The sequence below is a fragment of the Pseudomonas yamanorum genome (genome assembly GCF_900105735.1).
In the GTDB taxonomy this organism is placed as follows: domain Bacteria; phylum Pseudomonadota; class Gammaproteobacteria; order Pseudomonadales; family Pseudomonadaceae; genus Aquipseudomonas; species Aquipseudomonas yamanorum.
The window spans coordinates 6,155,907-6,182,565 of record NZ_LT629793.1 but is presented as its reverse complement, the minus strand read 5'-3'; the positions used below and the strand labels follow the sequence as shown (position 1 = coordinate 6,182,565).

The 26,659-nt window shown below is 61.9% G+C and carries 23 protein-coding genes; 4 read left to right on the top strand and 19 right to left on the bottom strand.

The genetic code is table 11. The annotated features are described in order from the left end of the window. Positions 1-211 precede the first annotated feature (211 nt). Positions 212-1,762 (bottom strand): vWA domain-containing protein, encoded by a 1,551-nt coding sequence (locus BLU46_RS28840; protein ID WP_093208591.1) that lies wholly within the window; start codon positions 1,760-1,762, stop codon positions 212-214. Between the two features lie 204 nt (positions 1,763-1,966). Here BLU46_RS28840 and rtcR point away from each other — a divergent pair, with 204 nt between their 5' ends. After that, positions 1,967-3,574, top strand: a complete 1,608-nt coding sequence (rtcR, locus tag BLU46_RS28835; protein WP_093208588.1) for an RNA repair transcriptional activator RtcR — start codon at positions 1,967-1,969, stop codon at positions 3,572-3,574. 7 nt (positions 3,575-3,581) lie between these two features. On the opposite strand, the gene BLU46_RS28830 is transcribed toward rtcR, so the two are convergent. Further along, positions 3,582-4,499: an ADP-ribosylglycohydrolase family protein gene (locus tag BLU46_RS28830; RefSeq protein ID WP_408003253.1), complete on the bottom strand. Its 918-nt coding sequence runs from the start codon at positions 4,497-4,499 to the stop codon at positions 3,582-3,584. Between the two features lie 205 nt (positions 4,500-4,704). Here BLU46_RS28830 and BLU46_RS28825 point away from each other — a divergent pair, with 205 nt between their 5' ends. Continuing rightward, positions 4,705-6,444, top strand: a complete 1,740-nt coding sequence (locus tag BLU46_RS28825; RefSeq protein ID WP_093208582.1) for a dipeptidase — start codon at positions 4,705-4,707, stop codon at positions 6,442-6,444. 34 nt (positions 6,445-6,478) lie between these two features. On the opposite strand, the gene BLU46_RS28820 is transcribed toward BLU46_RS28825, so the two are convergent. The 7 genes from BLU46_RS28820 to BLU46_RS28785 form a co-directional block, all read right to left on the bottom strand. Next, positions 6,479-8,218, bottom strand: coding sequence for an ABC transporter ATP-binding protein (locus BLU46_RS28820; RefSeq protein WP_093208578.1), 1,740 nt, complete (start codon positions 8,216-8,218; stop codon positions 6,479-6,481). Then, positions 8,212-10,005, bottom strand: a complete 1,794-nt coding sequence (locus BLU46_RS28815; protein ID WP_063029069.1) for an ABC transporter ATP-binding protein — start codon at positions 10,003-10,005, stop codon at positions 8,212-8,214. Before BLU46_RS28815 ends, BLU46_RS28820 begins: the two co-directional genes overlap by 7 nt. A gap of 90 nt (positions 10,006-10,095) precedes the next feature. Beyond that, a complete protein-coding gene (locus tag BLU46_RS28810) occupies positions 10,096-11,052 on the bottom strand; it encodes a FecR domain-containing protein (RefSeq protein ID WP_063029067.1) in 957 nt (318 codons plus the stop codon). Between the two features lie 9 nt (positions 11,053-11,061). Continuing rightward, positions 11,062-11,571 (bottom strand): sigma-70 family RNA polymerase sigma factor, encoded by a 510-nt coding sequence (locus BLU46_RS28805; protein WP_093208575.1) that lies wholly within the window; start codon positions 11,569-11,571, stop codon positions 11,062-11,064. A gap of 817 nt (positions 11,572-12,388) precedes the next feature. Beyond that, positions 12,389-13,330 (bottom strand): IS110 family RNA-guided transposase, encoded by a 942-nt coding sequence (locus BLU46_RS28795; RefSeq protein WP_093200084.1) that lies wholly within the window; start codon positions 13,328-13,330, stop codon positions 12,389-12,391. 289 nt (positions 13,331-13,619) lie between these two features. Beyond that, entirely contained in the window at positions 13,620-15,110 is a 1,491-nt protein-coding gene (locus BLU46_RS28790; protein WP_093208571.1) for an aldehyde dehydrogenase family protein, read from the bottom strand. Positions 15,111-15,123: 13 nt separating this feature from the next. Continuing rightward, positions 15,124-15,513 carry a c-type cytochrome gene (locus tag BLU46_RS28785; protein WP_063029061.1) on the bottom strand — a complete coding sequence of 130 codons (390 nt, stop codon included), beginning with the start codon at positions 15,511-15,513 and terminating at the stop codon, positions 15,124-15,126. 226 nt (positions 15,514-15,739) lie between these two features. Between BLU46_RS28785 and BLU46_RS28780 the strand changes: the two genes are divergently transcribed. Next, positions 15,740-17,062, top strand: a complete 1,323-nt coding sequence (locus BLU46_RS28780; protein WP_093208567.1) for an alginate export family protein — start codon at positions 15,740-15,742, stop codon at positions 17,060-17,062. A 145-nt stretch (positions 17,063-17,207) separates the two neighbouring features. Here BLU46_RS28780 and hpaC read toward each other — a convergent pair whose 3' ends face one another. Then, a complete protein-coding gene (gene hpaC / locus BLU46_RS28775; RefSeq protein ID WP_063029057.1) occupies positions 17,208-17,720 on the bottom strand; it encodes a 4-hydroxyphenylacetate 3-monooxygenase, reductase component in 513 nt (170 codons plus the stop codon). Positions 17,721-17,939: 219 nt separating this feature from the next. On the opposite strand from hpaC, the gene BLU46_RS28770 reads away from it, so the two are divergent. Continuing rightward, a complete protein-coding gene (locus BLU46_RS28770) occupies positions 17,940-18,545 on the top strand; it encodes a response regulator transcription factor (protein ID WP_087695222.1) in 606 nt (201 codons plus the stop codon). A 146-nt stretch (positions 18,546-18,691) separates the two neighbouring features. Here the strand turns inward: BLU46_RS28770 and feaR are convergent, their stop codons facing one another. From feaR to BLU46_RS28725, 9 genes are all read right to left on the bottom strand, one after another. Then, entirely contained in the window at positions 18,692-19,612 is a 921-nt protein-coding gene (feaR, locus tag BLU46_RS28765) for a transcriptional regulator FeaR (protein WP_063029053.1), read from the bottom strand. A gap of 60 nt (positions 19,613-19,672) precedes the next feature. Then, complete coding sequence (locus BLU46_RS28760) at positions 19,673-20,623, bottom strand: PDR/VanB family oxidoreductase (protein ID WP_093208561.1); 951 nt, start codon at positions 20,621-20,623, stop codon at positions 19,673-19,675. Between the two features lie 100 nt (positions 20,624-20,723). Continuing rightward, entirely contained in the window at positions 20,724-21,464 is a 741-nt protein-coding gene (locus BLU46_RS28755; RefSeq protein ID WP_093208557.1) for an SDR family NAD(P)-dependent oxidoreductase, read from the bottom strand. Positions 21,465-21,602: 138 nt separating this feature from the next. After that, a complete protein-coding gene (locus BLU46_RS28750) occupies positions 21,603-22,094 on the bottom strand; it encodes an aromatic-ring-hydroxylating dioxygenase subunit beta (RefSeq protein WP_063029047.1) in 492 nt (163 codons plus the stop codon). Continuing rightward, positions 22,091-23,374, bottom strand: a complete 1,284-nt coding sequence (locus BLU46_RS28745) for an aromatic ring-hydroxylating oxygenase subunit alpha (RefSeq protein ID WP_003208861.1) — start codon at positions 23,372-23,374, stop codon at positions 22,091-22,093. The genes BLU46_RS28750 and BLU46_RS28745 overlap by 4 nt, the downstream gene beginning before the upstream one ends. A 24-nt stretch (positions 23,375-23,398) precedes the next feature. Continuing rightward, positions 23,399-24,526 (bottom strand): amidase, encoded by a 1,128-nt coding sequence (locus BLU46_RS28740; protein ID WP_093208554.1) that lies wholly within the window; start codon positions 24,524-24,526, stop codon positions 23,399-23,401. Beyond that, entirely contained in the window at positions 24,523-24,993 is a 471-nt protein-coding gene (locus tag BLU46_RS28735; protein ID WP_093208551.1) for a nuclear transport factor 2 family protein, read from the bottom strand. The genes BLU46_RS28740 and BLU46_RS28735 overlap by 4 nt, the downstream gene beginning before the upstream one ends. A gap of 3 nt (positions 24,994-24,996) precedes the next feature. Beyond that, entirely contained in the window at positions 24,997-25,368 is a 372-nt protein-coding gene (locus tag BLU46_RS28730) for a hypothetical protein (RefSeq protein WP_003208867.1), read from the bottom strand. Between the two features lie 17 nt (positions 25,369-25,385). After that, entirely contained in the window at positions 25,386-26,534 is a 1,149-nt protein-coding gene (locus BLU46_RS28725; protein WP_063029041.1) for an acyl-CoA dehydrogenase family protein, read from the bottom strand. Between the last annotated feature and the right edge of the window lie 125 nt (positions 26,535-26,659).

Here is a 26,659-nt window from a genome sequence, read left to right as displayed (position 1 = left end):
CTCGAACCCGCGACCATTCCGTACTGTAGTTTCACCGGCATTCGCCGAGGCAATCGTAATAAGGCGGCACGACAAAAAGTGTGACTGAGCGCCGGAACATACCGGCTTACCATAGATGTACAGCCACAGGCATTCGTGCCTTCACCGGCGCTGACAAGGGTCTGACGAGACGTCTTGGATGTAGTCCCGTCGGCATTCAGCGCCGGTGAAATCAAACGTCTACTGCTTCAATCGCCTGCACCCAATGTTGCGCACCGTAGCGCCCTTCGGCGAACTGCGCGACCACATCAAATACCGCATCACTGAAGCCTCCCACATTCAAAATATCCTGGCGGTCTGCCGCCTGCGTGGTTGCACCGGGCTGCATATCGATACACACCAACCGCGCTTGCGGGTTGACCTGCTTGATCAACGCCCACTGACGCATGGTTTCGGTACCACGTTGGCGCCTTGCGTCAATCCACGACTCGTTGTCGGACACCAGGATCACCGTGTCCACTTTCATTTTGGCGCTGGCTATTTTCGCCAGCGGCGCCGAGCAGTTAGTCCCGCCTCCGCCGATGGCTGCCAGCTTCTGCGCATTGCTCATCACACTGTCACGCGGGTTGAGGCGGATATCCACCACATGGTTTTCAAACGGCATCAAGCGTGCGTCTGGCTGCTTGCGCAAGATCGCCGCGCCGATCAAGGCCGCCACATCTATGCAACGTACAGCGCTGGTGGCGCCCTCGCGATACCCGGTGACCGGGTTGTGCATCGAGCCCGACACATCAGGGCAAACCACCACCGAACCTTGCAACACCGGCACGTTGGCCAGGGACAACTCGAGGGCGTCCTGCAGGGCTTCACGCACACAGGCCGGTACGTCATCCCCCGCCATTCGATACGCCGCCAGCAACTGGTACGGGTAAACCCGCGCCTTGGCGATCGCCTCTGCATCAGCCAACCGCGCCGCTACTTGCCATGCGAACCCTGGCACCTCGAACGCGCCTTGGCGTGCAAAGGTATTAAGGTTCATGCGCAGGGCCTGCCAACCCATGTTATCGGCCTGGGCAGCCCATTGTTCTTTGCTGAGCTTCTCGTTCCCCAGCAACTGGAACGGTACTGCCGGCACTTCAGTGGTGGAACCACTACGGAAGGCGAGCAAAGCCCGCGTCAACTCCGGCAAGGCTTGTACGTCCACCGGCCGCCCGATCAACCAGGCGAAGAACGCTTCACGCCATGGTTCAGTGGGCTTGGGGTGAACCATTTTCACCACATCCGCCAACGACGGCTGATTACCGACTGACGCCTGCAGAAGCTGACGCTCCGTCGCCGTGTTCAACCAGTTCTGCACCAGGCGCTTGGGCTGCGAGCCCAGGGACTTGCGCCCCGTCACACCGCTGCGCAGGATTTGCACGAAGTTGCGCAACATCTTGCCGCTGTCCACCACCTGCTCGAACACCTGCGGCACCATCACCGAACGCTGCGCCACCAATGCGGCCAACAGCAGCGCGGGCATGTCTTTCATGTGGCCTTGGCGGCGGGCATAGCACGCAACCTTGGCGACATAGCGGCTGTCCAGCTCGCTGGCCAACTGCAACACGCTCTCCAGCTGGCTTTCTGCCGAGGCGTGGAAGGTCTGGTTCAGGCAACCGGTGACTGCCAACTGGGCCAGCTTGTGCTTGGCGCTGTAGGCATAAGCCGGTACCCGTGTGGCGTTCAAGGTGTCGCATGCAGGCAGTTTCGCCTGCTGGGTGTTAAAGATCTGGGAGTTGGCCATCGCGGCGTCTCGCTCTGTTGTGGGTTCCGTTGCGAGAGTTATTGCAGCTGCCATGCCAGTTTTTTATTTCCGCCGTTAAATATTTTTATCTATTTGTTTTATATGAATATTTTTAATTTAAATAACTAATCGACTCGACTGCGATGACATTCCCATCAGAAATTACTTATCCTTACATATCGCCATCTATATTTTGGTATCGCCATGATTCAAAAGCGCACGGTCGCCATAGGTTTTATCGGTTCAACCCTGGACCGGGTCGGCAAAGGCGCCAACCGCTGGAACCATTGGCGGCCCAGCGTGGGCCTCTGCCAGCAGCAGGAAGTACTGATTGATCGCCTGGAGCTGATTCACGGCGTCGACGCACGAGACGTCAGCCTGGCTCAGCGGGTACGCGACGACATCCTGCAGGTATCGCCGGAAACCGAGGTGCGGCTGCACCCCATGCACCTGAAGAACCCCTGGGATTTCGAGGAGGTGTACGGCGCTCTGCACGACTTCACCACCAGCTACCGCTTCGATACCGACCACGAGGACTACCTGGTCCACATCACGACCGGCACCCACGTTGCGCAAATCTGCTGGTTCCTGCTGACGGAAGCGCGCTACCTGCCAGCCCGCTTGATCCAGACGTCCCCGGCTCGCCGCCGCAACGAAGAGGAGCGTGCCACCGGCACCCATGCGCTGATCGACCTCGACCTGTCGCGCTACGACCGCATCGCATCGCGCTTCGCCCACAAGCGCCTGGAAAGCCTGGCCTTCCTCAAATCCGGAATCGCCACACGCAACCCGGCCTTCAACCGCTCCATCGAACAGATCGAACGCGTGGCCGTGCGCTCCAAGGCGCCGATGCTGCTGATCGGCCCTACCGGTGCCGGCAAGTCATTCCTCGCGCGGCGCATCTACGAACTCAAGCGCAGCCGGCATCAGGTCCAGGGGCGTTTTGTTGAAGTGAACTGCGCCACCTTGCGCGGCGATGGCGCGATGTCGGCTCTGTTCGGCCATATCAAAGGCGCCTTCACCGGCGCCCAGAACGCTCGCGATGGTTTGCTGCGCGCGGCAGATGGCGGCATGTTGTTCCTGGATGAGATCGGCGAGCTTGGGCTCGACGAACAGGCGATGCTGCTCAAGGCCGTCGAAGAGAAACGCTTCTTCCCCCTCGGTGGCGACCAGGAAGTCACCAGCGACTTCCTGATCATCGCAGGCACCCACCGCGACCTGCGCGGCCGCGTCGCCGAAGGGCTGTTCCGCGAAGACCTGTACGCCCGGATCAACCTCTGGACCTTCGACCTGCCGGGCCTGGCCGGGCGTCATGAAGACATCGAACCGAACATCGACTTCGAACTGGAACGCCATGCCCGCGAACAAGGCCAAGTGGTGCGCTTCAACCTCGAAGCCCGGCGGCGCTACCTCGCCTTTGCCTGCTCCAGCGAAGCGGCCTGGCTGGGTAACTTTCGCGAACTGTCTGCCTCCATCACGCGCATGGCCACCCTGGCGGACAGCGGGCGCATCGACGAAAACCAGACCCAGGAAGAGATCGACCGACTGCGTTACGCCTGGGGCCTGGCGTCGCCGCAAAACGATTGGCTGTCACGCCTGGGCGTCGATACCGAACTGGACCTGTTCGACCAGTTGCAACTCAACGCCGTGATCGAAACATGCCTCCAGTCCGACAGCATTTCCGATGCCGGACGACGCCTGTTCGGTGTTTCCCGACAAGCCAAGGCGCAACCAAACGATGCCGACCGACTACGCAAATACCTGGCGAGGTTTTCGATTGAGTGGAAACAGTTGGCGGAGTTGAAGGGCTGACGGATACCTAGAGCGCAGCAGCCTGGCCTTGTGCCGCCTGAAACAACGCATCGGCAGTCTCCTGAATTTCTTCACGCTGCCACACCCTGCCCAACCACTCGATTGGAATGCCCTGCACGCCGTAATACGCACCAGCCAACTGACCCACGATCGCCGCAGTAGTGTCGGCGTCATCCCCCAGGTTTGCCGCAGCCAGCACGGCCTCGGCAAAGCTGTTGGTGTGATAAAAACACCATAGCGCAGCTTCAAGCGAAGCCACCGCGTAACCAGAACCAACGATGTCGCTGCGCGCCTTATCGAGGTAGTGCCCATCAGCAATGTCCACAACTTTGGGTTCGCTCAAGTCCAGATAGTCAACCTTTAGTACCTGCGCTTTCGAATCCCCACGCAGCGCATTGGAAATACACTCCGCCAGCACCAGGCAGCACTCAATCGCCTCCAACGCGCCATGAGTAGTGCGGGAACTGTCGACGGTAAACTCCCGCAAGCGCTCGGCTTCAGGGAAACAGAACAGCACCACCGGGGCCAGGCGCATCATTGACCCGTTACCCGCCGAGTACGGGTCGGTGGAGCCCGCGAACGGATCGCCTGTGTGCTGATACTTCGTCAATGCATCACGAACGGTTGTGCCGATATCGAAACACTCCCCCGTAGCACTCAGGTAGCCCCACTTCCACCAGTTCAAATAACGCCCCATCTGATCGGCAGCGTCGAAACCATTCTTGCGCAGCAGGCTTTCGGCCAGACACAGCGCCATGGAAGTGTCATCCGTCCACTGACCAGGCAAAAGCTGGAACGGTCCACCCCCCACCATATCAGTGACCGGGGCAAACGACCCACGGCGCATGAACTCAACCGTAGTCCCTACTGCATCACCACAGGCCAGCCCAAGCAGGCTGCCGCGATAACGGTCTGAAAGCATCATCAACACCACTCCTTTGCACAAATAACACCCTAACCGCAGAACCATACCGGAGCGTTCTGTTCTGTGGGTCATTGCGCATTTCTACGGGAAATTTCCTACTCAAGCACTCCCCTCCCCCAGCCTCCCGATGGTAGTGTGTGAAATTGTTTCTGACCTTCTGATCAGACATTTCTCACTCACTCCCTGCAAAGGAATGCCCTCAGCAATGGATTTTTCCCTCAAGCAACTGGCCGTAGCCACCCTGATGGCCGCCAGCCTTTCGGTGTTCAACACCCAAGCGCAAGCCAACCTCACCCCGCAACAGAACGCGATCATCCTGAAGACCTTCAGCGATGCTTCGGTGAAGGATTTCAGGCAGTTTCTCGGTAGCCTGGCCAAGAGTGACGTGGCGAAGAGCGACAACCTCGGCCCGGCCATCAGCGCGTTCCTCGACAACAAGGACCTGACCGCCGACCAGCAGAATGAAATCCATCGCCTGCTGGGCCTGTATGCGCGAGTGAAGTACGGCGCTGCCGCCACTGAAACCCTGCGCGAACTGGTGGAGATCCCGACCTTCCAAGTGGCCGGCGTGGCCCAGCACGACAACCCCGAGTTCATCAAGATCGCCGCCAAGATCAAGAGCCTGGCCGAGTCGTTCAACCTGAACTTCCGCAATATCGATAACCGTGTCTATGAGATCTCCCTGGAAGGCAGCGGCGATGAAGTCGTCGGCATCCATGCTCACGCCGATGTGGTACCGGTAACCCCGGAAAACTGGGTGCTCAAGGACGGCACCAAGCTCGATCCGTTCAAGGTCACGCTGATTGGCGATCGCATGTATGGCCGCGGCACCGAGGACGACAAGAACGGCATCGTGGTAGCGATGTATGCGATGAAGGTGATCAAGGAAGAGAAGCTGCCACTGGCACGCAATTTCAAGCTGCTGGTGGACACCACCGAGGAAACCTCCGGCGACGCAATCCCGTACTACTTCGAACACAACCCAACGCCCAACTACAACCTGGCGCTGGATGGCGGCTACCCGGTGGTGATCGCCGAGAAAGGCTACGGCACGGTCATGGCCAAGTTCCCCAAGCGCAAGGCTGAAGGCAAAGGCGCAGAAATCATCTCGATGACCGGCGGCAAGGCCACCAACCAGATTCCGTCGGCGTCGGTGGTGACACTGTTGAGCGACAAGCCCGCTGAACTGGCCGCCAGCCTGCAAAAGGCCGGTAGCGAATACGCCAAACGCAATGGCGGTGACTTCGAAGTGGCAGCCAAGGTCGTCGGCAAGGACGTCCAACTGACCGTCACCGGCGTGTCCGCCCACTCCTCCGAGCCGGAATCCGGGGTGAACCCGGTGGCCCGGATACTCGATTTCCTCAACAGCCTCGACGGCAAAGTCACGCTCAAGCACAACCAGTTCACCGACGCCGCGCGTTATGCCGCCAACAACTGGGGCCTGGATTACCTGGGCGGCAAACTGGGTGTGGGCTTCTCCGATGCGTTCATGGGGCCGCTGACCACCTCGCTGACCTATGTGGGTGAGGATGACAAAGCCTTCAAGCTGGCAGTCAACCTGCGGGTGCCAAAAGGCAAGTCGCCGGAGGCGCTCAAGGCTGAAATTGCTGACAAGCTGGCCGCGTGGACCAAGAAGAGTCACGTAGCCGTGAGCTTCGACTACTCGATCGCCGAGCCGATGTACCGCAACCCTGAAGGCGAGTGGGTCAAGGCGCTGTTGGCGGTGGCCAGCGAGAACCTGGGCATGGAACACAAGTACGGCACTTCCGCCGGTGCGACCTCGGTGCATGAGCTGCCTAATGGCGTGCAATTCGGCCTGGCGCGGCCGGAGGTCAAGTACACCGGCCACACCGACAGCGAGTTCAAGACCGTCGACCAGTTCCTGCTGGACCTGCAGATTGTCACCGAAATGATGGGCCGCATCGGGCAACTGCCGAAGCTCTGACCCTGCGCTCGGACCCGCCGTCCTGGCGGGTCCACTAGGCGATACGCCACCCCTTCGACGCCCGCCGCTGTGCCAGGAACCGGGCATAGCGCCCCTGGCGGGCCGTCAGTTGTTCAGGCGTGCCGTGCTCTACGATCCGGCCCTCTTCAAGCACCACGATCTGGTCGGCCATCACCACCGTCGACAGCTGATGCGCGATCACGATCAACGTGCACGTGCCGCGCAAGCGTGCCAGGGTTTCGGCGATGACCGCCTGGTTCTCGGCGTCCAATGCAGCCGTAGCTTCGTCCACCAACAGGATCGGCGCGCCCTTGACCAGCGCCCGGGCGATCGCAACACGCTGGCGCTCGCCACCGGACAGGCGTGCCCCGCCCTCGCCCACGGTGGTCGACAGGCCCATGGGCAGGCGCTCGATGATTTCTTGCACGCCGGCCTGTCGCGCGGCCTTCAATACTTGCGCATCGCTGGCATCGGGCTTGCCGAGGCGAATGTTGTCGGCGACGCTGCCCTGGAACAGGTAGGTGTCCTGGAAAATCTGGCTGATCTGCGCGTTGAGTTGCTCGCCGGACATCTGTCGCACATCCACGCCACCGATACACACCTGGCCCTGGCTGACCTCGAAAAATCGCGCGACCAACCGCAAGAGCGTGGTCTTGCCGGAGCCGGATTCCCCTACGAGTGCGGTCATGCTGCCAGGCTCAATACGCAGGTTCACGCCACGCAACACGTCCCGAGGACTACCAGGGTGACGAAAGCTGACGTCGCACAATTCCACGGAGGCATCCCGCGGACACTGCGGCGCGCTGGGTTCCTTCATCGGCAAAGCTGCAAGGATCTCGCGCACCGCCTCAAGTTGTATCCCGGCGCCGCGCAACGTCTCGCCATAGCCGGCCACCTCCAGCAGCGGGTCAACGAAGCGGCTGACCAGCAACAGCGAGACCATCACCGCGATCACCGAACCCACGTACAAGGCATTCCCCAGGTAGGCGTCAAGCCACAACGCGGCGGCGATCAACAAGGCGGCGAACACCACCTGCACCAACCACATATTCAGCAGTACCGAGGTTGCAGACAGCAGGATCAGGCGTGCCCCTGTCGCGTGTTGCTGTTCAATCGCCCGCTGCAGGAACACCGAGCTACCGCCGCCACTGAACGCACGCAACACCGACTGCGATTGGGCGAACTCCAGCATGCGTTGGCTGGTGTCGGCCGAACTGCGCTGAAACGCCCGGTCGGCACGCCGGCCCAGCCGGGCGCTGAACCAGAACGCAGCACCGAGAATCGGCAATGCCAACAAGGCGATCAGGCCCATTTTCCAGTTCAACACAAACAACGCCAGCACCAGCACCAACGGCGTCACCACGCCGCTGAGCACCGGGGTAAATACATGGGCCGGCAGTTGGGCCACGGTCATCATGCCCTGGGTCACCACCTGGTTGAGCCGCGCGGTGTTATCCGGCGTAAACCAGCCGACGGGCAGCCCGGCCACATGATCGCCAATCCGCTGGCGACCGCCTTGCAGCACCGCCACGCCCACCGCGACGCCGGCCTTTTCAACTTCCCGTCGCGTAGCCCAACACGTCGCCACCGCCGCCAGAAACACCACCAGCCACAACGCGGCTTCGGCAAGATCACCGTTCAGCATATCGGTCAGTACCGGCACCAGCGCAGCGATGGTCAGCCCACAGAGCGCGCCGTAGAACACCACCTTTCCCACATAGCGACGCAAGACTGGCCCGTCGTCGCCCGACAGTTCGATAAAGGTTTTCAGCATGTCGGCAGCGCCTGTTCGCGAGTCTGTTTGTAGCCGCCCGACGCCCACAGGCGCGCGTAGCGGCCCTCCTGCGCGATCAGTCGGGGATGGTTGCCCTGTTCAACGATGCGGCCGTTTTCCAGCACGATGATGTGGTCGGCGTGCATCACGGTGTCGAGGCGGTGGGCGATCACCAGCAGCGTGCGCCCTTGGGCAACGCGTGACAGCGCGTCCTGGATCGCCACCTCGTTCCCGGCATCGGCGGCGGCCGTGGGCTCGTCCAGCACCAGCACCGGCGGCGCCAGCAATACCGCGCGGGCGATGCTGATGCGCTGCTGCTCACCGCCGGACAACTGCGCGTCCTCGCCGATCACCGAGGCGTAGCCCCGTGGCAAGCCGATGATGCATTCGTGGATATTCGCGGCCCGGGCGGCCGCCTCGATTTCCTTGCGGCTCGCGCTGGGCCGGCCGAGGGCGATGTTTTCCGCAATGCTGGCGTGGACCAGGCGCACCTCTTGCAACACGAATCCAATCAGGTTGTAGAGCTGCGAGGTCTCGATCTGCCGCAGGTCGACGCCGCCCAGGGTGATACGCCCCTCGGTCGGGTCAAAAAAGCGCAGCAGCAGGCGCGCCAGGGTCGACTTGCCCGAGCCCGAAGCGCCGACGATGGCGGTGACGGTGCCGGGCTTGAGGGTCAAGCTGATGTTCGACAGTACCGGGTTCTGCGGGTCGTAGGCGTACCCGAGGTTTTCCACGCGCACCTCGGCGTCCTTGGGCAGCCGCTCGGAACCCGGTTCCACCTGTGCCAGCACCGGTGTCGCCAGCAGTGCCTGTACACGCTCGGCGGCGCCAACGGCGTTGTTCAGGTCGTGAGTGATGTAACTCAGCAGCATCAGCGGCGCACAAATACCCGGCGCGACAATGGCGAACGGCAGCACCTCTACGGCGCTGATCCAGCCCAGGCTGATAAACACCAGGCCGAACGTCAGCACCGTTGCCAGCACCGTCACCGGGGCGATCATTGCATTGGCGTTGGCCATCGTCCCCACCAGCGGCCGGGTGAATTCAACGAAGGCTTTGCTGAAATCATCCACCGCTTTGCGGTAGCTTGCGTGGGCCTTGCCGATGGCACCGAAGGCCTTGACCACCGGAATGCCATTGACGAACTCGACGACTGCGTTATTGACCCGGGTCATGCGTTCGACAAAGGCCTGCCTGGTGCGGCCGCTGGCGTTCATCGCACGATTGAAGAACAGGAAGAACCCCGGAAACGGCAACAGCGATACCAGCGCCATGCGCCAGTCGACCGAGAACAGATACACCGCCGACAACAACACTGCCCCGGCGCAACGCCCGGCGGTGGTATAGAAATGCGCAGTCAGGCTGTGCAGGGTGCCGATGTCGTCCTGCATCGCCTGCTTGACCTCGCCCGACGCCCGCTCGGTGAACCAGCCCAGCGGCACCTGGCTCAGTCGCTGGGCGATTGCCAGGCGCAGGTGGCGAGTGATGTGGTTGTCGGCCAGGTGCGCGACCGTCTCCGCAACCGTCATCAACAGCAGGCCCGCGAACAGGCTCGCCAGGCTGACACAGAGGGTCAACCACACCTCGCCCGACGCCTGGGCCATGGACGGCCAGCCGAGGGCGACCCTGGCGATATGCACGATGCCGCCCAGCGGCACCAACGTCAGCATACTGCCCACACCGGCCAGCAGTGCCGCAGCGATCAGTCGCCCGCGCACCGGCCGCAACACTTGCGAGACCGCGCCCCGCCCCCTGGGTTTGGCCGCAGCCACATCCTTGTTACTCATGAAGTCTCCCTGACTGAATGAGCCTTTGCTCGCCCTTATCTTATCTTCCGAACGAGCCGCCAAAACCCTCAATCAAACCTCAAGTTTTTTTCAGGCAGGGGCACGTACTGTCACCCAATAGCGGGTGCGCCTCACCACTTGTATCGGCAACGCGGCGGCCAGGTTGTTCAGGGCCAGGTCGGTATTGTCCAGGTGCAACACGCCGCTGACCCGCAGCATCGCCACCTCCGGCGCACAGCGCAGCACTCCGGGGCGGTAGCGCGCCAGCTCGGCGATCAGCTCGTCGAGCCGGGTACCATCAGCCACCAACAGCCCCTTGACCCAGGCGATGCTGCGGTCAGTCACCGCCGCAGTCGGGTGCACCTTGTCCCTGGAAACCGTGGCACCTTGCCCCGCCTCCACTCGCACCGCTGGGCCATGGTCCGGCTGCACGTGTACGGCGCCCTCAAGCACTGCCAACTGACAGCTGTCGTCGCATTGGCGGACGCTGAAGCGCGTGCCCAGGGCCTGAAACACACCTTGGCGACTCTGCACCCGAAACGGTCGAGATGACGGCGCGGTAGTGATGAAGACCTCGCCGGCCCGCAACCGTACCAGGCGTTGGCGGTCGTCGAATTGCACGTCAATCGCCGAGGCCGAGCCCAACACCAGGCGGGTACCGTCGGGCAATACGACTTCGCGAATTTCGCCAGTGCGGGTGCTGTGGCCGGCACTTGCCAGTTGCCAGGCGTCGGTGCGGCGCACGCCGTAGGTGAGGCCACCGGCTGCTACCAACAGGCCCAGCAGGCGCAGGGTGCTCCGGCGATCGGGGGAGTCGGGAGCGTCGGGTTCGGCCAGGCTGTGCCTGGCTACTGCGGCGGGGACGCTGTTGAGTTTTTGCTCGAAGCCCAGCAGGCGTGTCCAGGCCAGTTCGTGATGGGGGTGTTCGGCACGCCAGCGCAGGCAGTTGGCGTGGTCTTGGGCGCTGGCGTCATCGGCCCACAGGCGGGCCATCCAGGCGGTGGCGCGCTCGATAATATCGGGGGCGATTGGCTGTTCGGTCGACATCGCCGTGGGTCAGCCGTGCAGGGTCTGGTAGCAGGCCAGCAGGCCGGCGGCGATGTACTTTTCTACCGAGGAGACGGAGACCTGCAGCTCGGCGGCGATCTCGCGGTAGCTCAGGCCATCGAGCTTGCACAGCAACAGGGCCTGGCGTGCCTTGGGTGGCAGGTTGTGCAGGGCGGCGTCGATTTCGATCAGGGCTTCGATGGCCAGGGCGCGGGTTTCTTCATCGGGGGCGCAGGGTTCGGGCAAGAGGGTCAGGGCTTGCAGGTAGGCGGATTCGATCTGGCGACGGCGGTAGAGGTCGATGACCAGGCCGTTGGCGATTTGGGTCAGGTGGCGGCGGGATTCGCCGGTGGGCGGGAGTTGGCCCTTGCGCATGAGTTGCAGGTAGACGTCGTGGGCCAGGTCGGCGGCGTCGAATGCATTGCCCAGCTTGCGCCTTAGTACGGTGCGCAGCCAGCTGTTGTGGTCGACGTATAGGGTTTCAACCTGGCGTTGAAAGGCGAACTGTCCGATGTTCACAAACCTCTCCTTTTACCCAATGGGCCCGGGGGCATTGGGGTTTTGGTAATGGTTGGCAAGACTATCGGCTCTGGGGCGTGGGTGCAATGTGGAGGGGCTGGGCGGGGTGGTGTGTGCATATCCGTTATTTAGGTAACGGCGGCTTATGGTTCCGCTCTTACAGCGGCTCACTTTTGAACAGCGCAAAAGTAAGCAAAACGCTCTTGCCCCACCACTCGGCACCTCGCTTAGGCTCGGTGTGCCCACTCCGGCTTTGGACCGTGGGCCGCCGCGATGGGCCATCCTTGGCCCTGCGCGGCTAACCCGGCGTCCTGCCGGGTTACCCACGCTCCAAAGCCTGCGTTCGGCCAGCGTGGTTTAACGGGGCGCCTAAGATCAAGATCAAAAGCAAGAGCACAGCGGCCTACCGGCCGGCTTGAGTGTGGTGAAGCAACAGCAAGAGCAACAGCAAAATCAGAAGCGGGCACGGTCAAATGTGAGAGCTGGCTTGCCTGCGATGGCATCAACTGGGTGTACCTGATGCACCGAGGTGTCTGCATCGCAGGCAAGCCAGCTCCCACAGAAAAGCAGAGCTTCATCAGCTTCAGATTTGGCTTTCGCTCTGGATCTTGCCTTTGCTTTCAACACTCAAGCCGGCCGGGAGGCCGCTGTGCTTTTGCTTTTGATTTTGATCTGACTGCCCCAATAAGCCCGAGGCCGAACGCAGGTATTGCGGAGCGGGTAAACCGGCAGGACGCCGGTTTAGCCGCGCCGGGCCATGGATGGCCCGTCGCGGCGGCCCGCGGAGCAATGCCGGAGTGAGCAACCGTGTCGAATCTCAAGCCATTTCAGCGAAATGTTTTTGATCTCGGACCATCGCATTCAGGATCGTCAGCAGCTTTCTCATGCATGCAACCAGCGCCACTTTCTTCGTCTTCCCTGCAGCAAGCAGACGGTTGTAGAACCTCTCGATCACCGGGTTATGGCTCTTCGAGGACAAGACAGCCATGTAAAGCACACTTCGCACCTCAGCTCGACCACCCCATATCCGTCTACGTCCTTTGTACAGGCCGCTATCGCAGTTAAAAGGGGCCACACCAACCAATGCAGCCACTTGTTTGCGATTCACTTTGCCTAGCTCAGGAACCATCGCCAGCAGCGAAAGTGCGAGCACATTGCCAACACCTGAGACCTCGCGCAGCAAATCATAATTGGCCTTCCAGGCCGGCGAAGCTTTGATCGCTTCGTGCAAGTCATCGTCTGTACTTTTAAGACGCTTTTGAAGCCAGACGATATGTGCCTTGATATCCCGTCGAAGCGCCTTGAATACCGCCTGTTTCAGTCGAGACTCCTCCGCCACGATCATATCGATAAGCTGACGGCGTCTAGTCAGTAGATCTGCCAGTTCACGAGCGTGTTCATCTGGCATCTCCCGAATTTCGGGTTTGACCGCCTGAGCAAACTCCGCAATCACCTGGGCATCCAGAGCGTCGGTTTTAGCCAGCCGTCCGGTAGCCTTAGCGAAATCACGGACCTGACGGGGATTGACAACAACGACTGGTAATCCAGCAGCGCAAAGCTCGGCAGCGGCAAGCCGCTCATATCCGCCAGTTGCTTCCAGCACCACTAAAGCGGGCATCTGAGCCTTGAGATGCTTAGCTAAACGCTGGATATCTTCTGGAGTATTGAAAAACTGCTCGACTTGGCCAGTAGTGCTGACGAATGAGTCGAGCTTGTTTTTGGAAACATCAATTCCGACGAACGCAGAGTCATGGTCCATGGCGTTTTCCTCACGTCCAACCTTGCAGAATCGGGCTTTACGCCCAGGCAACCGTTCGGACTAGTTTAGAAAAGAACCTGCTTCGACCCATGCTCACTCACGATCTTGAAATCTGAGGGCACCACGGTCTGAAGCAGGTGAAAATAATCTTACAAGGGAACGCCGAGCCACAGCGAGGCGCCGACAGGCGGGGCAGAGCGCTTTGGTTACTTTGCCGCTTTTGCAAAGTGACTCGCTGTAAGAGCGAAACCATAAGTCGCCGTTACCTAAATAACGGATATGCCCCCAATCAATGCGCAATACACACCGACTTCAGCTCGGTATAAGCCTCAATCACCGCCCGCCCAAACTCCCTCCCCATGCCCGATTGCTTCACCCCGCCAAACGGCATCGCCGGATCCAGCAACACATGCGCATTCACCCAAACCGTCCCCGCCTCGATTCGCGGCACCAGGTTCATCGCCTTACCCAGATCATTGGTCCAAAGACTGGCCGCCAACCCATACCGATTGTCATTGGCCAGCTCAATCACCGCATCCTCATCATCAAACGCCATCACCCCCAACACCGGCCCAAACACCTCCTCCCGGGCCACCGCCATCCCATGATCGATATCCGCCAAAATCGTCGGCCGCACATAAAACCCCTCACCCGCGACCTCATCCCCACCGATCACCACCCGCGCCCCTTCAGCCCGGGCCTGCTCGATATGGCGCAGTACGCCTTGCTGCTGCTTGCGCGACACCAACGGATTAATCGCCGCCTCACCATCCATCCCCGCCCCCAACGGCATCGCCGACACCGCCGCCGCCAACCCCTCGACAAACCGGTCATAAACCGAACGATGCACATAAAAGCGCGAAGCCGCCGCACACACCTGCCCGTTGTTCAGCAACCCACCCAGGATCGCCCCCTGGATCGCCTTATCAATATCCGCATCCGCCAACACGATCATCGGATTCTTGCCCCCCAACTCCAGGGCAAACCGCGTCATGTTTTCCATGCACGCCACCCCCACACTCTTGCCCACGGCAGTCGAACCGGTAAACGACACCTTGCTCACCAACGGATGAGCAGTCAGAACGCCCCCCACCGACGCCCCGCCGCCGGTCACCACGTTGAACACCCCCGCCGGAATCCCCGCCTCCAGCGCCAGCTCCGCCAGGCGCATCGCCGTCAGCGGCGTTTCCATCGCCGGCTTGATGATCACCGTGCACCCGGTCGCCAGCGCCGGCATCAACTTCCAGGCCGCAATCAGCAGCGGGAAATTCCACGGCACGATGCCCACCACCACGCCCACCGGCTCACGCTTGGTGAACGCAGTGAACCTGGCCCCCGGCGGCAAAGGGATCGACACGTCAAAGGTCTGCCCTTCAATCTTGGTCGCCCACCCCGACATGTAGCGCATGAACTCCACAGTGGCGTTCAGATCCAGCCCCCGCGCCAGGTTGATCGACTTGCCCTGGCTCAGGGTTTCCAGCTGCGCCAGTTCCTCGGCATGGGCCTCAACCAACGCGGTGAAGTTCAGCAAAATCCGCTCACGGTCGGCCGGGCGCAAGCCAGACCACACGCGGGACTTGAACGCCGCATGGGATGACTGCACCGCCTGTTCCACCACGTGCAGCGGCGCATCGAGGGTTTCGCACAGGGTTTGCCCGGTGGCCGGGTTGACCACCTTGATGTGTTCGCCCTCGGCAAATACCCACTGGCCATCGATAAAGCAGCCATGACGACGGTCCAGGAATGCAGCCACCTGCGGCAGGATTTCAACGTTGCTCATGATTCACCTGTATTCAATGTTGTTCTTTGAGAAAGCAGGCGACCGCTTGGCGATCGTCGGCCGAAGCCAGGCCCATGTAGGGCATGTAGGTGCCGGGCACAAACGCCTGGGGCTGGGTGATGAATTGCGCGATGGTCTCGGCTTGCCACTCGACGTTTTTGTCACGCATCGCCTGGGAGTAGCTGAAGCCCGCCAGGGAGCCGGATTTACGCCCGTAAATGCCCGCCAGGTTTGGCCCCATCATTGTCGTGCCGCCCTTCGCCACCGCATGGCACACGCCGCATTCGTTGGCGAAAACCTGGGCGCCACGGCTCTGGTCAGGGCCGCATTCAGCGGCGAATGCGCTGTGGGCCAGGACCAGCGACAGCACGCCGGCCAGGGACAATCTGTGTGCAGTGAACATAGAAAAACGACCTTGGAAATCATCGAAGTTGCCGACGATTGTCAGGGCTCAAGGTCGCTCGGGTTTTGCCCTGCGTGCCAGTCGTATTGGCCGGGCTGCCAAACCGTGGATTCTGGCAAGCACAGTCAAGTCTTTGGCAACCAGACAAAAGGCACGTCACTTCGCCAGCATTAGTATCGCGGCAGACCCCAACCCTGTGGTCATGAACAAGAATGGATGCCACACCATGCTCAAGTCCCCCTTGCTTCGTCTCTCGACCCTCGCGCTGATGATCGGTGCCAACCCGGCCGGCGCTTATGAGCTGTACGCCGATGACAGCAGTCATCTGAACGCCACGCTGGAAGCGGTATTCGGTGTCTTCCACAGCCAGCAGAACTACAGTCAATCCGGCCGCCTCGCCAAGGGCTCCTCGTCCTGGCGCGAGGGCTACGTGAAGTACGGCCTGAGCTTCGACAAGAGCTTCAGCGGCGCCGGCACCACCTACGGTGCGGCCAACCTGCTGAGTTCCGGTACCTGGGGCGACGGCGATGCCGCAGGTTTCAGCGACGGTTCGGAGCGCACCACAAAATTCGAAGACGCCTACCTTGGCTGGCGCTCGGGCACGTTGTTTGAGGCTCTGGGCGAGAATGGCGTGGACCTGTCCTTCGGCCGCCAGAACATCGTGGTCGGCGACGGTTTCCTGATTGACGGCGACGCGCTGAACTTCGGCAAGGGCGTGGCCGATGGCGACCTCAATCGCGGCGGCGGCTACTACATCGCCGCCCGCAAGGCCTTCGACGAAACCGCCGTGTTGCGCCTGGGCGGCAAGGACGGCTGGCGCAGCGACCTGATGTGGCTCAAGTCCGACAACCGTGCCCAGGCCAAGACCGAGATGTACGTCGCCACCCTCGAACACGTGGCCGCCGAAGGCACCGTGGGGCTGACGTACATCGACACCACCGATGTCGACAAGCAGTATGCCTCCCCCACGCAGCTGGAACGCGATGGCATGAAGACCTACAGCCTGCGGGCCACGGGCAATGCCGGGGTGACCAACCTGTTCCTGTCCGGCGAATACGCCTGGCAGGACAAGCCCCACACCGGCAACGAAGACGCCTGGTACCTGGAAGCCGGCTGGGCCTTCTCCGACGTGACCTGGACGCCGTATGTGAGCTACCGCTACAGCCGTTTCTCGGAAGGCTTCGACCCGCTGTTCTACGGTTTCAGCCGTGGCTACGGCACCTGGTTCCAGGGTGAAGTGGCGGGCAACTACGCCGGGCCGTTCAACAACAACTCACGCATCCAGAACGTCACGTTCAAGGTTTCGCCCCTGCAGAACCTCAACGTCGGCGCGGTGTTGTTCGACTTCAAGACCATCGACCGCAACCTCGGCAACAACGACGGCCACGAGCTGGACCTGTATGCCGAATGGCACGTCAACGACCACCTGACGGTGATGCCGCTGATCGGCCTGTACCAGCCGGACAAGAGCGCCGAGCAAGGCGGCACGCAGCTGGGCAACCACGATAAAAACCTCTACAGCCAAGTGGTGTTCGCCACTAACTTCTAACCAACGAAGCACGTCCCCTGTGGGAGCTGTCGAGTTTTAGCGAGGCTGCGATGACGTCGGCACAGTCAATAAACAGGGTGCCTGACCCTCCGCTATCGCAGCCTCGCTAAAGCTCGACAGCTCCCACATTTGATCCTCTGCATCTTCAGCAATGGGCGCCAGCATGTTCAATTCGGTGAAACAGCCGATTGAAGTACACCAGGCTGTCACCCTCCTCCCGAACGCCTATCCGCGACAACTCCACAAACATCACTGAATGGGAGCCCACTTCCTTGCACTCACTGATCCGCCCTTCCAGCTGCACCAACGCGTCCCGAAGCACCGGCACACCTGTCTCGCCGCCATCCCACAGATCCCAGGCAAACCGCTCCGCCATGGGCACCTGGGTCATCCCGGCAAAATGCCGCGCCAGTTCCTCCTGCTCCCCGCACAGTACGTTCACACACAGCTGACCATTGGTACGGAACACATCATGGGTCGCACTCCCACGGTTCACGCACACCAACACCGTGGGTGGCGAATCCGTCACCGAGCACACCGCACTCGCCGTGATCCCGCAACGCCCGCCCGGGCCGTTGGTGGTGATGATGTTCACCGCGGCCGGCAGTTGCGCCATGGCGTTGCGAAAGTCGATTTGCTGCTGGCTCAGGTCGGCCATGTCGGTGCCCCTTTACGGTCCGTGGGTGATGCCACAAGACTAAGACGCCCCATGCAGCGCGACCATTCAGACGATCCCCATGCCGACTAGGTGGTTTCTTTATCGTCAGGGCCGTTCACACTGGGTATTCTGCTGGCAAGGCTCCACAGATGAGCCAATGTCCGCCGCAGCGTGCCCGCGTGCGAAAACAATAATTAGAAATTCTCGTGGCAGTCCCTGATGGAAATTCGCACACCGATCGTTTACATCGTTGATGACGACAAAGACCTGCGTACCTCGCTGGCCTGGCTGCTGGAGTCGGTCAGCGTAAAGGCCCAATGCTTCGCCGGGGCCGAAGAGTTCCTTGAGCACTACGACCCGCGACAGCCCGCCTGCCTGGTGCTGGATGTGCGCATGCCGCAGACCAGCGGCTTCCAGTTGCAGGAGATCCTCAACCGGCGCGGCAGTACCTTGCCGACCATCTTCGTGTCGGCCCACGGCGACATACCGATGTCGGTCACCGCAATGAAAAACGGCGCGCTGGATTTCGTCGAGAAGCCCTACAACCCGCAACAGATGATCGACCGCATCCAGGCCGCGCTGAAGACCGCTGTACAGGCCCAGGCCGACCAGGAACAGCGCGAGCACCTGCAAGGCAAGCTGGCGCTGCTGACGAGCCGGGAGCGAGAAGTGTTGATGCTGGTGGTGGACGGCAAGGCGAGCAAAGTGATTGCCCGCGAGCTGAACATCAGCGTGAAGACCGTTGACGTGCACCGCACCAAGATCAAGGAAAAGATGGGCGTGACCAGCATCGCCATGCTGGTCCGCGAGGTGTTGTATCCGTAGCGCGCGATGATTGAATGTGGGAGCTGTCGAGCTTTGGCGAGGCTGCGATGGGATCGCTGCGGTGTACCTGTCAGACCGAGTGGTCTGCATCGCAGGCAAGCCCGGCTCCACAGGAAAATGCATTCCAGGTCCGGGGGCGGCACGCATCAATGATGGCTATAGCGCTTGCGGTACTCGCCCGGTGACACGCCGAAGCGCAACTTGAACGCCGATGAGAAGTAGCTGGAATCGGAGAAGCCCCAGGCATAACAGAGTGCCGACAGCTTCTGCTCCGCCGGCGAATGGCGCAGGGTTTCGGCGCAGAAATCCAGGCGTCGGTGCTTGATGTATTGCGCCACCACCAGCCCGCGCTTGGAAAACATCCGGTACAGCCCGCGCACCGACACCCCGACTTCCCGGGCAATCAGCTCGGGGCAGAGTTCTTCAGCGCCGATGTGCGCGTCGATGTAGGCGATAGTCTTGCGAAACTGCCGTTCCTGGGTATCCACGCCGTTGTCCCGGGCGCTGATCCCCGGCAGCAACAGGCTGACCAATGCATCCAGCACGGCTTCGCTTTCCTGCATGCCCAGGTCGTTTTGCTGGCGGGTGTCGAGCACCATCTGGCTGGCCATCAGCGCCAACGGCGTGCGCGCCGAGATACGGGTCGCGCAGTTGACCGCAGTGAAGTGCGAACCGCGCTCCACCACCTGGCGCGGCAGGATCAGCGACAATTGCCGGGAGTTGTCGTGGTAGGTCATGTCACTGGGACGGCAAGCGTCGATCAGGGCGATGTCACCGCAGCCCAGTTGCGCGCGGTTGTCGCCCTGTTCCAGCTGCGCGCTGCCCTGCAACTGGAACACCGCGTAATAGTGCCCCTCGTTGCCGGTACTGACTTCCTTGCTGCTGCGATACAGATGCACCTGGGCCATATCAACCACGCTGAGCTTGATCGCGCCGCTGCGAAACTCGCTCAACTCCCCATAAAACCCAGCGCCCAGGGCCCGGGCATCGAAGCGTCCACAGGCCTGGTTAACCTGCTGTAACCAACGCTCGAACGATTCATTACGTTGCACCGTTGAACTCATCATGACCGCAAGGCCTCACGTTTTTTATTTTTTTGGTCCAAGCAATCTTACGGGTAGCGCCGATCAAATATCCAATACCAGACGAGCGGAAACTGCCCGGGAAACACACGCACAAATCTGCCGGTTGGCGGCCTTCTCCTTGGTCGACAGGCAATTGTCACGGTGCTCGGGCACGCCTTCCAACACCTCGACAATGCAGGTGCCGCAGATGCCTTCGCGGCACTCGGTGTCGATGTCGCAACCATGGGCCTGCAGCACGTCCACCAGGCTGGAGTTCGCCGGTACTTGCAGCACCACGCCGGAGCTGGCCAGCTCCACCTCGAAACCACCACTGGGCCCGGCGTTCGCCGCCGGATCGGCCTGGAAGTGCTCCAGGTGGATCGCCTCCTCGGGACGGCTGCGGACTGCGACTTCCACCACCTTGTGCATGAACGGTGCGGGGCCGCAGGTGTAGACGTGGGCAGCCGCGCCCGCCTGCTCCAGGCAGGTGCTCAAGGCTGCATCCAGCGCACCCGGCTCGACACCGTAGTGAAACTGCACATGCTCACCGAACGTATCGGCCAACAGCTGGGTAAACGCCGCGTACTGCGCCGAACGTGCAAAATAGTGCAGGCGCCACGGCTGGCCGCTGTCGGCCAGTCGATAGGCCATGCTCAACAGCGGCGTCACCCCGATACCAGCGGCAAACAGCGCATGGGCCGGCGCCTCCGGGTCGAGGCGGAACAGGTTGCGCGGCGCACCCATCTCCAGCTCCATGCCCTCCTGCACCTGCTCATGCAGGGCCAGGGAGCCGCCACGGGATTGCGCCTCTTTCTTCACCGCCACCAGGTACGCGCGGCCATCGTGGGGCGGGCTGCACAGCGAATACTGGCGGGTGACGCCGGTCGGCCCGGTAAGGTCCACATGGGCCCCGGGTTCATAACTGTCGAGAGGCTGGCCGTCACTGCGCACGAGGCGAAAGGAACGGATATCCAGCGCTTCATCGACGATGCGTTCGATCTTCACCTTCATCATTGCAGCACCTGAATCCTGTTGTTTCGGTTGAACGCTATCCTGTGGCGAGGGAGCTTGCTCTCGCTGGACTGCGCAGCAGGCCCACTCTCTTCGGGGGTGACTAGCGCATGAACAGCCCGCCATTGATGTCCCAGCACGCGCCCGTGATCGAGGCGGCGTGGTCGGCGATCAACAGCAGCACGGTGTCGGCGATGGTGCGCGGGTCACCGAGGGTGCCCGTGGGGATGATCTTGAGGATCTGCTCCAGGCGCTCCGGGGCCACGGTTTCGTGCACCACCGGCAAATCAAGCGGGCCTGGCGAAATGCTGTTGACCGTCACGCCCCGGGGCGCCAGTTCACGGGCGAAGACCTTGGTCAGCGTGGCCACGCCGCCCTTGGCCGCCGCGTAATGCGCGCCAGTGGCAGTGCCGCCGTTTTGCCCGGCGAGGGAGGCGATATTGACGATGCGCCCGAACCCTCGTTCGGCGAAATGCGCACCAAACACCTGGCAGGCCACGAACGTGCCCCGCAGGTTGATCGCCATCGATTCATCGAATTCCTCGGGTGTGATGTCCATCAGCGCCGCAACTTTCGACACCCCGGCGTTGTTCACCAGGATATCGGTGCCACCCCAACGCTCGCCGAGCAGGTCCCGGGCACGGATAAAATCCGCCTTGTTGCGCACATCCAGCTCGAGGGCGATGGCGGTTTCGCCGTGGTTGTCGAGTTCAGAGGCCAGGCGCTGCACGCCGTCCAGGTGCACATCCGCCAGGCCCACGCGGTAGCCTGCGGCGTGCAGGCGCCGGGCGATGCATTCGCCAAGGCCGCGGGAGGCGCCGGTTACAAGGGCGATTCGGTTCATCAGGGTGTCCTCATTTCAAATGTGGGAGCTGGCTTGCCTGCGATAGCGGTGGGTCAGTACCTGAAGTGCTGGCTCACACACCGCTATCGCAGGCAAGCCAGCTCCCACATTGGTTCTGTGTGGTGGGTCAGATCGGGTTCACAGCAGGAAGCCGAGTGCACTCAGGCTGTCGGTGGAATTGATCAGCCGCACCACCTTGCGCTCCAGGGTCGCTACCCCGGCGCTGAAGCGGATGCGGTAATTCAGGTCAGCCACGAACGGCGTGTGCACCCCACGCTTGTAGGCATACAGCAACTGCGCGCAGTTAACTTCCACCACCTCTCCCGCTGCTTCCACCAGGGTGAATCGCGAAACGCTGCGCACGGTTTTCGCCGCATCCACCGCCGACGGTGAATACCCCGCCGTCAGCCGTTCGATGCGCAAGTCACGCATGCGCGCATCATCAAAGGCGTAGTTGAGGTTGGCTTCAAAATCGTCAGTGTCCGGGTCGATCGGCACGACGTAGCGCCCGCTCTCGCTCCACAACGCGGCCCATTGCACGTAGTCCTTGTGGTCCAGCAGTTCGGCTTCACGCCAGATGAATTCGATGGCCTGGGCCAGCGGTGCGGTAAAACCAGTCAGGGTGTTCATTGGCTCATCATCCTTTTCCACATGTCATAGGCCCCGCGCATGCCGCCTTCATCAGTGGCGTGGGATACCTTGTCGCCGTTGTCGGCCAGCACTTCGCGGTTCAGGCCACGGTTGACCAGGATCGGCGCATCCACGCCGGCATACGAGCCGCGTTGCACCCGGTCCCAGGCCTCGGCGTCGTCGGGGCTGCCAAAGCCGAACGGGCCCTGGAAGTGTTCGTGGATGCGCAGGCGCTCGCGGTTGGCAACCTGCGGGCCGCCCTCCATGCCCAGGGCGACGTGGCGGATTTCGGTCTCGGTGACCGACACCGGGCGCAGCACCCGGAAGAACGACATCGACATGGCGACGTTGGGAAACAGGTTGAGGTTGAACCCGGCGCCGTGCAGCGAGCGCACGATGCGTCGCACCTGGGCCGGCTCCATGGTTTTCGACAGTTCTTCGGTGACGTGGGCGAAACGCTCCTGCAACTGCTCGGTACCGTCGTCATGGTCCAGGTCGACATGCTCGGGCACCATCACCATCACGCTGTGGCCATTGCCCAGGGAGTGGGTGACGGCCTGCTCGTCGGTCATGAACGAGAGCATTTCCGAGGTCTCGGCGTCCACCGACGACATGAACGACTTGTGCACGATCGGGAAGTGGTAGCCGTCGGTGGTGTTTTCCAGCTGGATCTTCCAGTTGCCCTTGAAGCTGAACTTGTGTTCGCCTTGGGTCTTGATCGGGTAGCCGGCGCCCTGTTTCATGAACAGGTCCATCCAGTGTTTGGCCCCACCGAGGAAGTCGGCCAACGGTTCAATGTCGTCGTTGTAGCTGGCGAATACCATTCCCGCGTAGCTGTCGACCCGCAGGCTGGTCAGGGGTAATTCGGACTTTTCCAGAATGCCTTCGTAGCCGTCCGGGTAAGGCAGCGCCCGCAGCTTGCCGTCCAAACCATAGGACCAGCTGTGATACGGGCAGGTGAAACCGGTGGCGTTGCCCTTGTGCTTCTCGCAAACCGTGGCGCCACGGTGACGGCAGCGGTTTTCCAGCACGTTGATCGCGCCTTTCTTGTCGCGCACCACGATCACCGGGCGCCGGCCGATGGTCGCGGTCTTGAAGTCGCCGCTGTTGCGCACTTCGCTTTCATGGGCGACCCAGACCCAGGTGCGGTAGAAGATCTTTTCCAGTTCGGCCTCGAACAGCGCCGGGTCGTTGTACAGCGAGACGTCGACGCGATCGTGCTTGACCAACTCGTCGAGGCTTTTCGATTTGGCAATCAGCCGGTATTCATGGGTACTCATGGAGCCCTCCTCAAGGCGTTGTTCTTATTGGCGAGCCGTGATGCTCTGTTGCAGCTGTGCGCCAAGGGCACACACCCATTCGTCCTGGCCCTTGCGGCCGACAATCTGCAGCCCCACCTTCAGCCCGCTGTCGGCCAGGGTCACCGGCACCGTCAGCGCCGGGTGGCCGCTGAGGTTGAATGGCCGCACCAATGGCGTCATGCGGGCCACGGCCTGGCTGCCGTTGCGGGCTTCGGCCAGGGTCGGCGGCAGGTCAGGCATCGTCGGCAGCAGCAACACGGAGAATTCTTCGAGCGCGGCGTCCACCTGATGGCTGAAGCGGGTGCGCACGACTTCGGCTTCGGCCAAATCAGCGGCGCTGGTGCGGCTGGCAGCCAACAAGCGTTGTTCGACATCCGCACCGATCAGTCCCTTGCCGGTGAGGTGACCGAAGGCTGCCCAGTTTTCGACGTTAATCACCGTAAGGCCCGCACCGAACGCTGCATCGAAATCCTCCAGATGCAGACGCTGCTGACGCCAGCCGGCCGCGTCGACGGCAGCCATCAGGCTCGCCTTCAGCCATGGCTCACAGGCAACATCCAGAAAGCCCACCTGCACGCTGCCGGACGGCGCAGCCTGTGGCTGGAAACCCGGGCAAATCACCTGCATCGCGGCGATCAGGTCCTGCATGTTCGCGGCAAACGGACCGACGCAATCGAGGCTGGATACCGCCGGTTGCGCACCAGTGCGGCTGACTCGGCCATAGGTCGGCTTCAAACCGGCAACCCCGCAGCACGCGGCCGGGACTCGCACCGAGCCGCCGGTATCGGTGCCAATGGCGATATCCGCCAGGCCCGCCGCAACGGCCGCGGCCGAACCGCTGGAGGAGCCGCCCGGTACCCGGTCAGGCGCCTGGGGATTGATCGGCGTACCGCTCCAGTCGTTGATGCCGGTGACCCCAAATGCCAGTTCATGCAGGTTGGTCTTGCCTACGATCTGCCAGCCGGCGTCGAGGACCAACCGCACTACGTCTGCATGCCGGGTCGCGGGCGACGCATCATCAAAGGCACGGCTGCCCGAGCGGGTCGGATACCCGGCGATGTCGATGGAGTCCTTGATGGCTACGCGTTTTCCGCTGCCACCCAAGAGAAATTCGCTGACGAAGGTACTCATGGGTTCACCCCCAACATGCTATTGAACAGGCGCTGCGTACGGAAATGCGCGATCAGCCAGGTGCCGTCGACGCGACGAAAATCGATGGTCAGCCGCGTGCCGAACAACTCGCTGCGCTGGTCGGCGTAGGTGGAAATCTGCTGCATGATCCACTGCCCCGCAGCGGTGTTGCCGTCCACCTGAATCGACTCACTGGTGAGGTAATGCAGGTTCAACGCGAAGTGATCCGACGGTGGCAGGTAGCTGCCGACAAACGCCGCCAACGCGTCGCGCCCCTGATGCTGGCCGAAGGTCTGCGCGGCACTTGTGCCAATGCCTTCCCAGACCGCATCCACGGTGAACAACCCGGCCAACTCGCGGACGTTCATCGCCGCCCGGGGCACGTCGCACAGGTCCATGTAGCGCGCCATCAAGCGCCTTACCTGGCTCTCCCCTTCAAGGGTTTCAACACGCTGCAACAGGTCCATGGCTCACACCCTGGCCGCTTCGGGAATGGTCAGCGGACGGCCAATCCGCGCTTCAACCTTGGCGTAGCGCCACAGGCTGTATTCACCCACCGGCGTGGTACGGAACAGGTTGCAGGCGTCGATCACCGACTGGTGGCAGTCAACGTCGGCCATGATGTAGACGGTCCACGGCGAGGTGGTCGACGGGCCGACCATCAAGCGATCGTCATCCATCGCCCCCAGCACATTGATGCCCGGCATGGCGCCGAGGTCGCCCATCATCTGGCTGAAGCCTTTCCACACGCTCAGGCCTTCGCCGGTAGGCAGGTCGAAAAAGTTCTGGGTGATGCCGATGCAAAACACAACGCGCAGCGGTTCTTGAGTGGCTTGGGACATGGGTTGATCCTTGAAAGTCAGATGTAGCCAGGAAATGGAGGAACGCCGAGGAACACCGAGCCCGCGCCGTCGTACAGTCCTTCGCTGAGGAAGGCATGCTGGGTCACCACCATGGCGTCGCGCAGGTAGCGTTGCAGCGGGTGGCGCAGGTAGATCGCGGTGGTGCCCGCCAGGCTGTAGGCGCTCTGCACCACGGCGGCGCCGGCCTGGGACACGTGAATGGCGGTCAGGCGCAGCAGGCTGGTTTGCTCGGCCGTGACCGGGTTGCCGGCGAGGATCGAGTTCCACACTTGTTCGGTGGCGCCGTAGAAAAAGCCCCGAGCGGCGCTCAGCCGGGCTTCGGCCTTGGCGATTTCGATGCGCACGTAGGCGCGGTCCGCCAGTTTCGGTGCGCCGGTGATGCCGCTGCCGCTGGCCATGGCGCTGATTTCATCGAGGGCCGCACGGGCCAGGCCCAGGTTGACCACCGCCAGCACCTGGGCGGCATAGGCAATCGACGGGTAACGGAACAGCGGCTCATCAATGGTGGCAGCGCCGCCACGGATGAAGGTCCAGCGCTCGTCGATGAATTGGTCGGTAACGCGCAAGTCATGGCTGCCGGTGCCCTTGAGGCCGACCACGTCCCAGTTTTCGATGATTTCAACCTGGCTGGGGTTGAACACGGCAGTGCGTGGCTTGCCGCCCGCCGCGCCGATGCCCACGCCCAGCAAGTCGGCGCCTTTGCAGCCGCTGGCAAACTTCCAGGTGCCGGTGACCTGCCAGCCGCCCTCGACGGTTTCTGCCGGTTGCAACGGGAACAGGCCACCGGCAAACACCAGGTCGGGGCTGTCGGCATACAGTTCGGTGAGGGTTTCCTGGGGTAAGGCCGCGAGATACACCCCGGCGCTGCCGAAGCTGGCGACCCAACCGGCGGAGCCATCGGCTTCGGATATGCGCTCGATCATCTGCAAGAACTTGGCCGGGGCCAGGGCATCGCCGCCGAAACAACGCGGCGTGGCCGCCCGGTAGATGCCCACCTGCTTGAAGCGTTCGATCATGTCCCGTGGCACGTGGGAGCCTGCGTCAAACTCGTCGCGGCGCTGACGCACCTCATCGAGCACCTGCTGGAACAGCGCGGGCTGCACGTCGGGTAAAGCGTCTGGTTGCACGAGGGCCGAACGCAGCATGGGCTTTCTCCGTTGTAGTTGTTATGGACGCCGTGGCAGGCGTTGATGGGGCCAGTGTAAAAAGCCCGTCCACCGTCAACTATTGGGGCGTGCAGCCCACCGGCTAAAGAAATCCCCTACTGCGC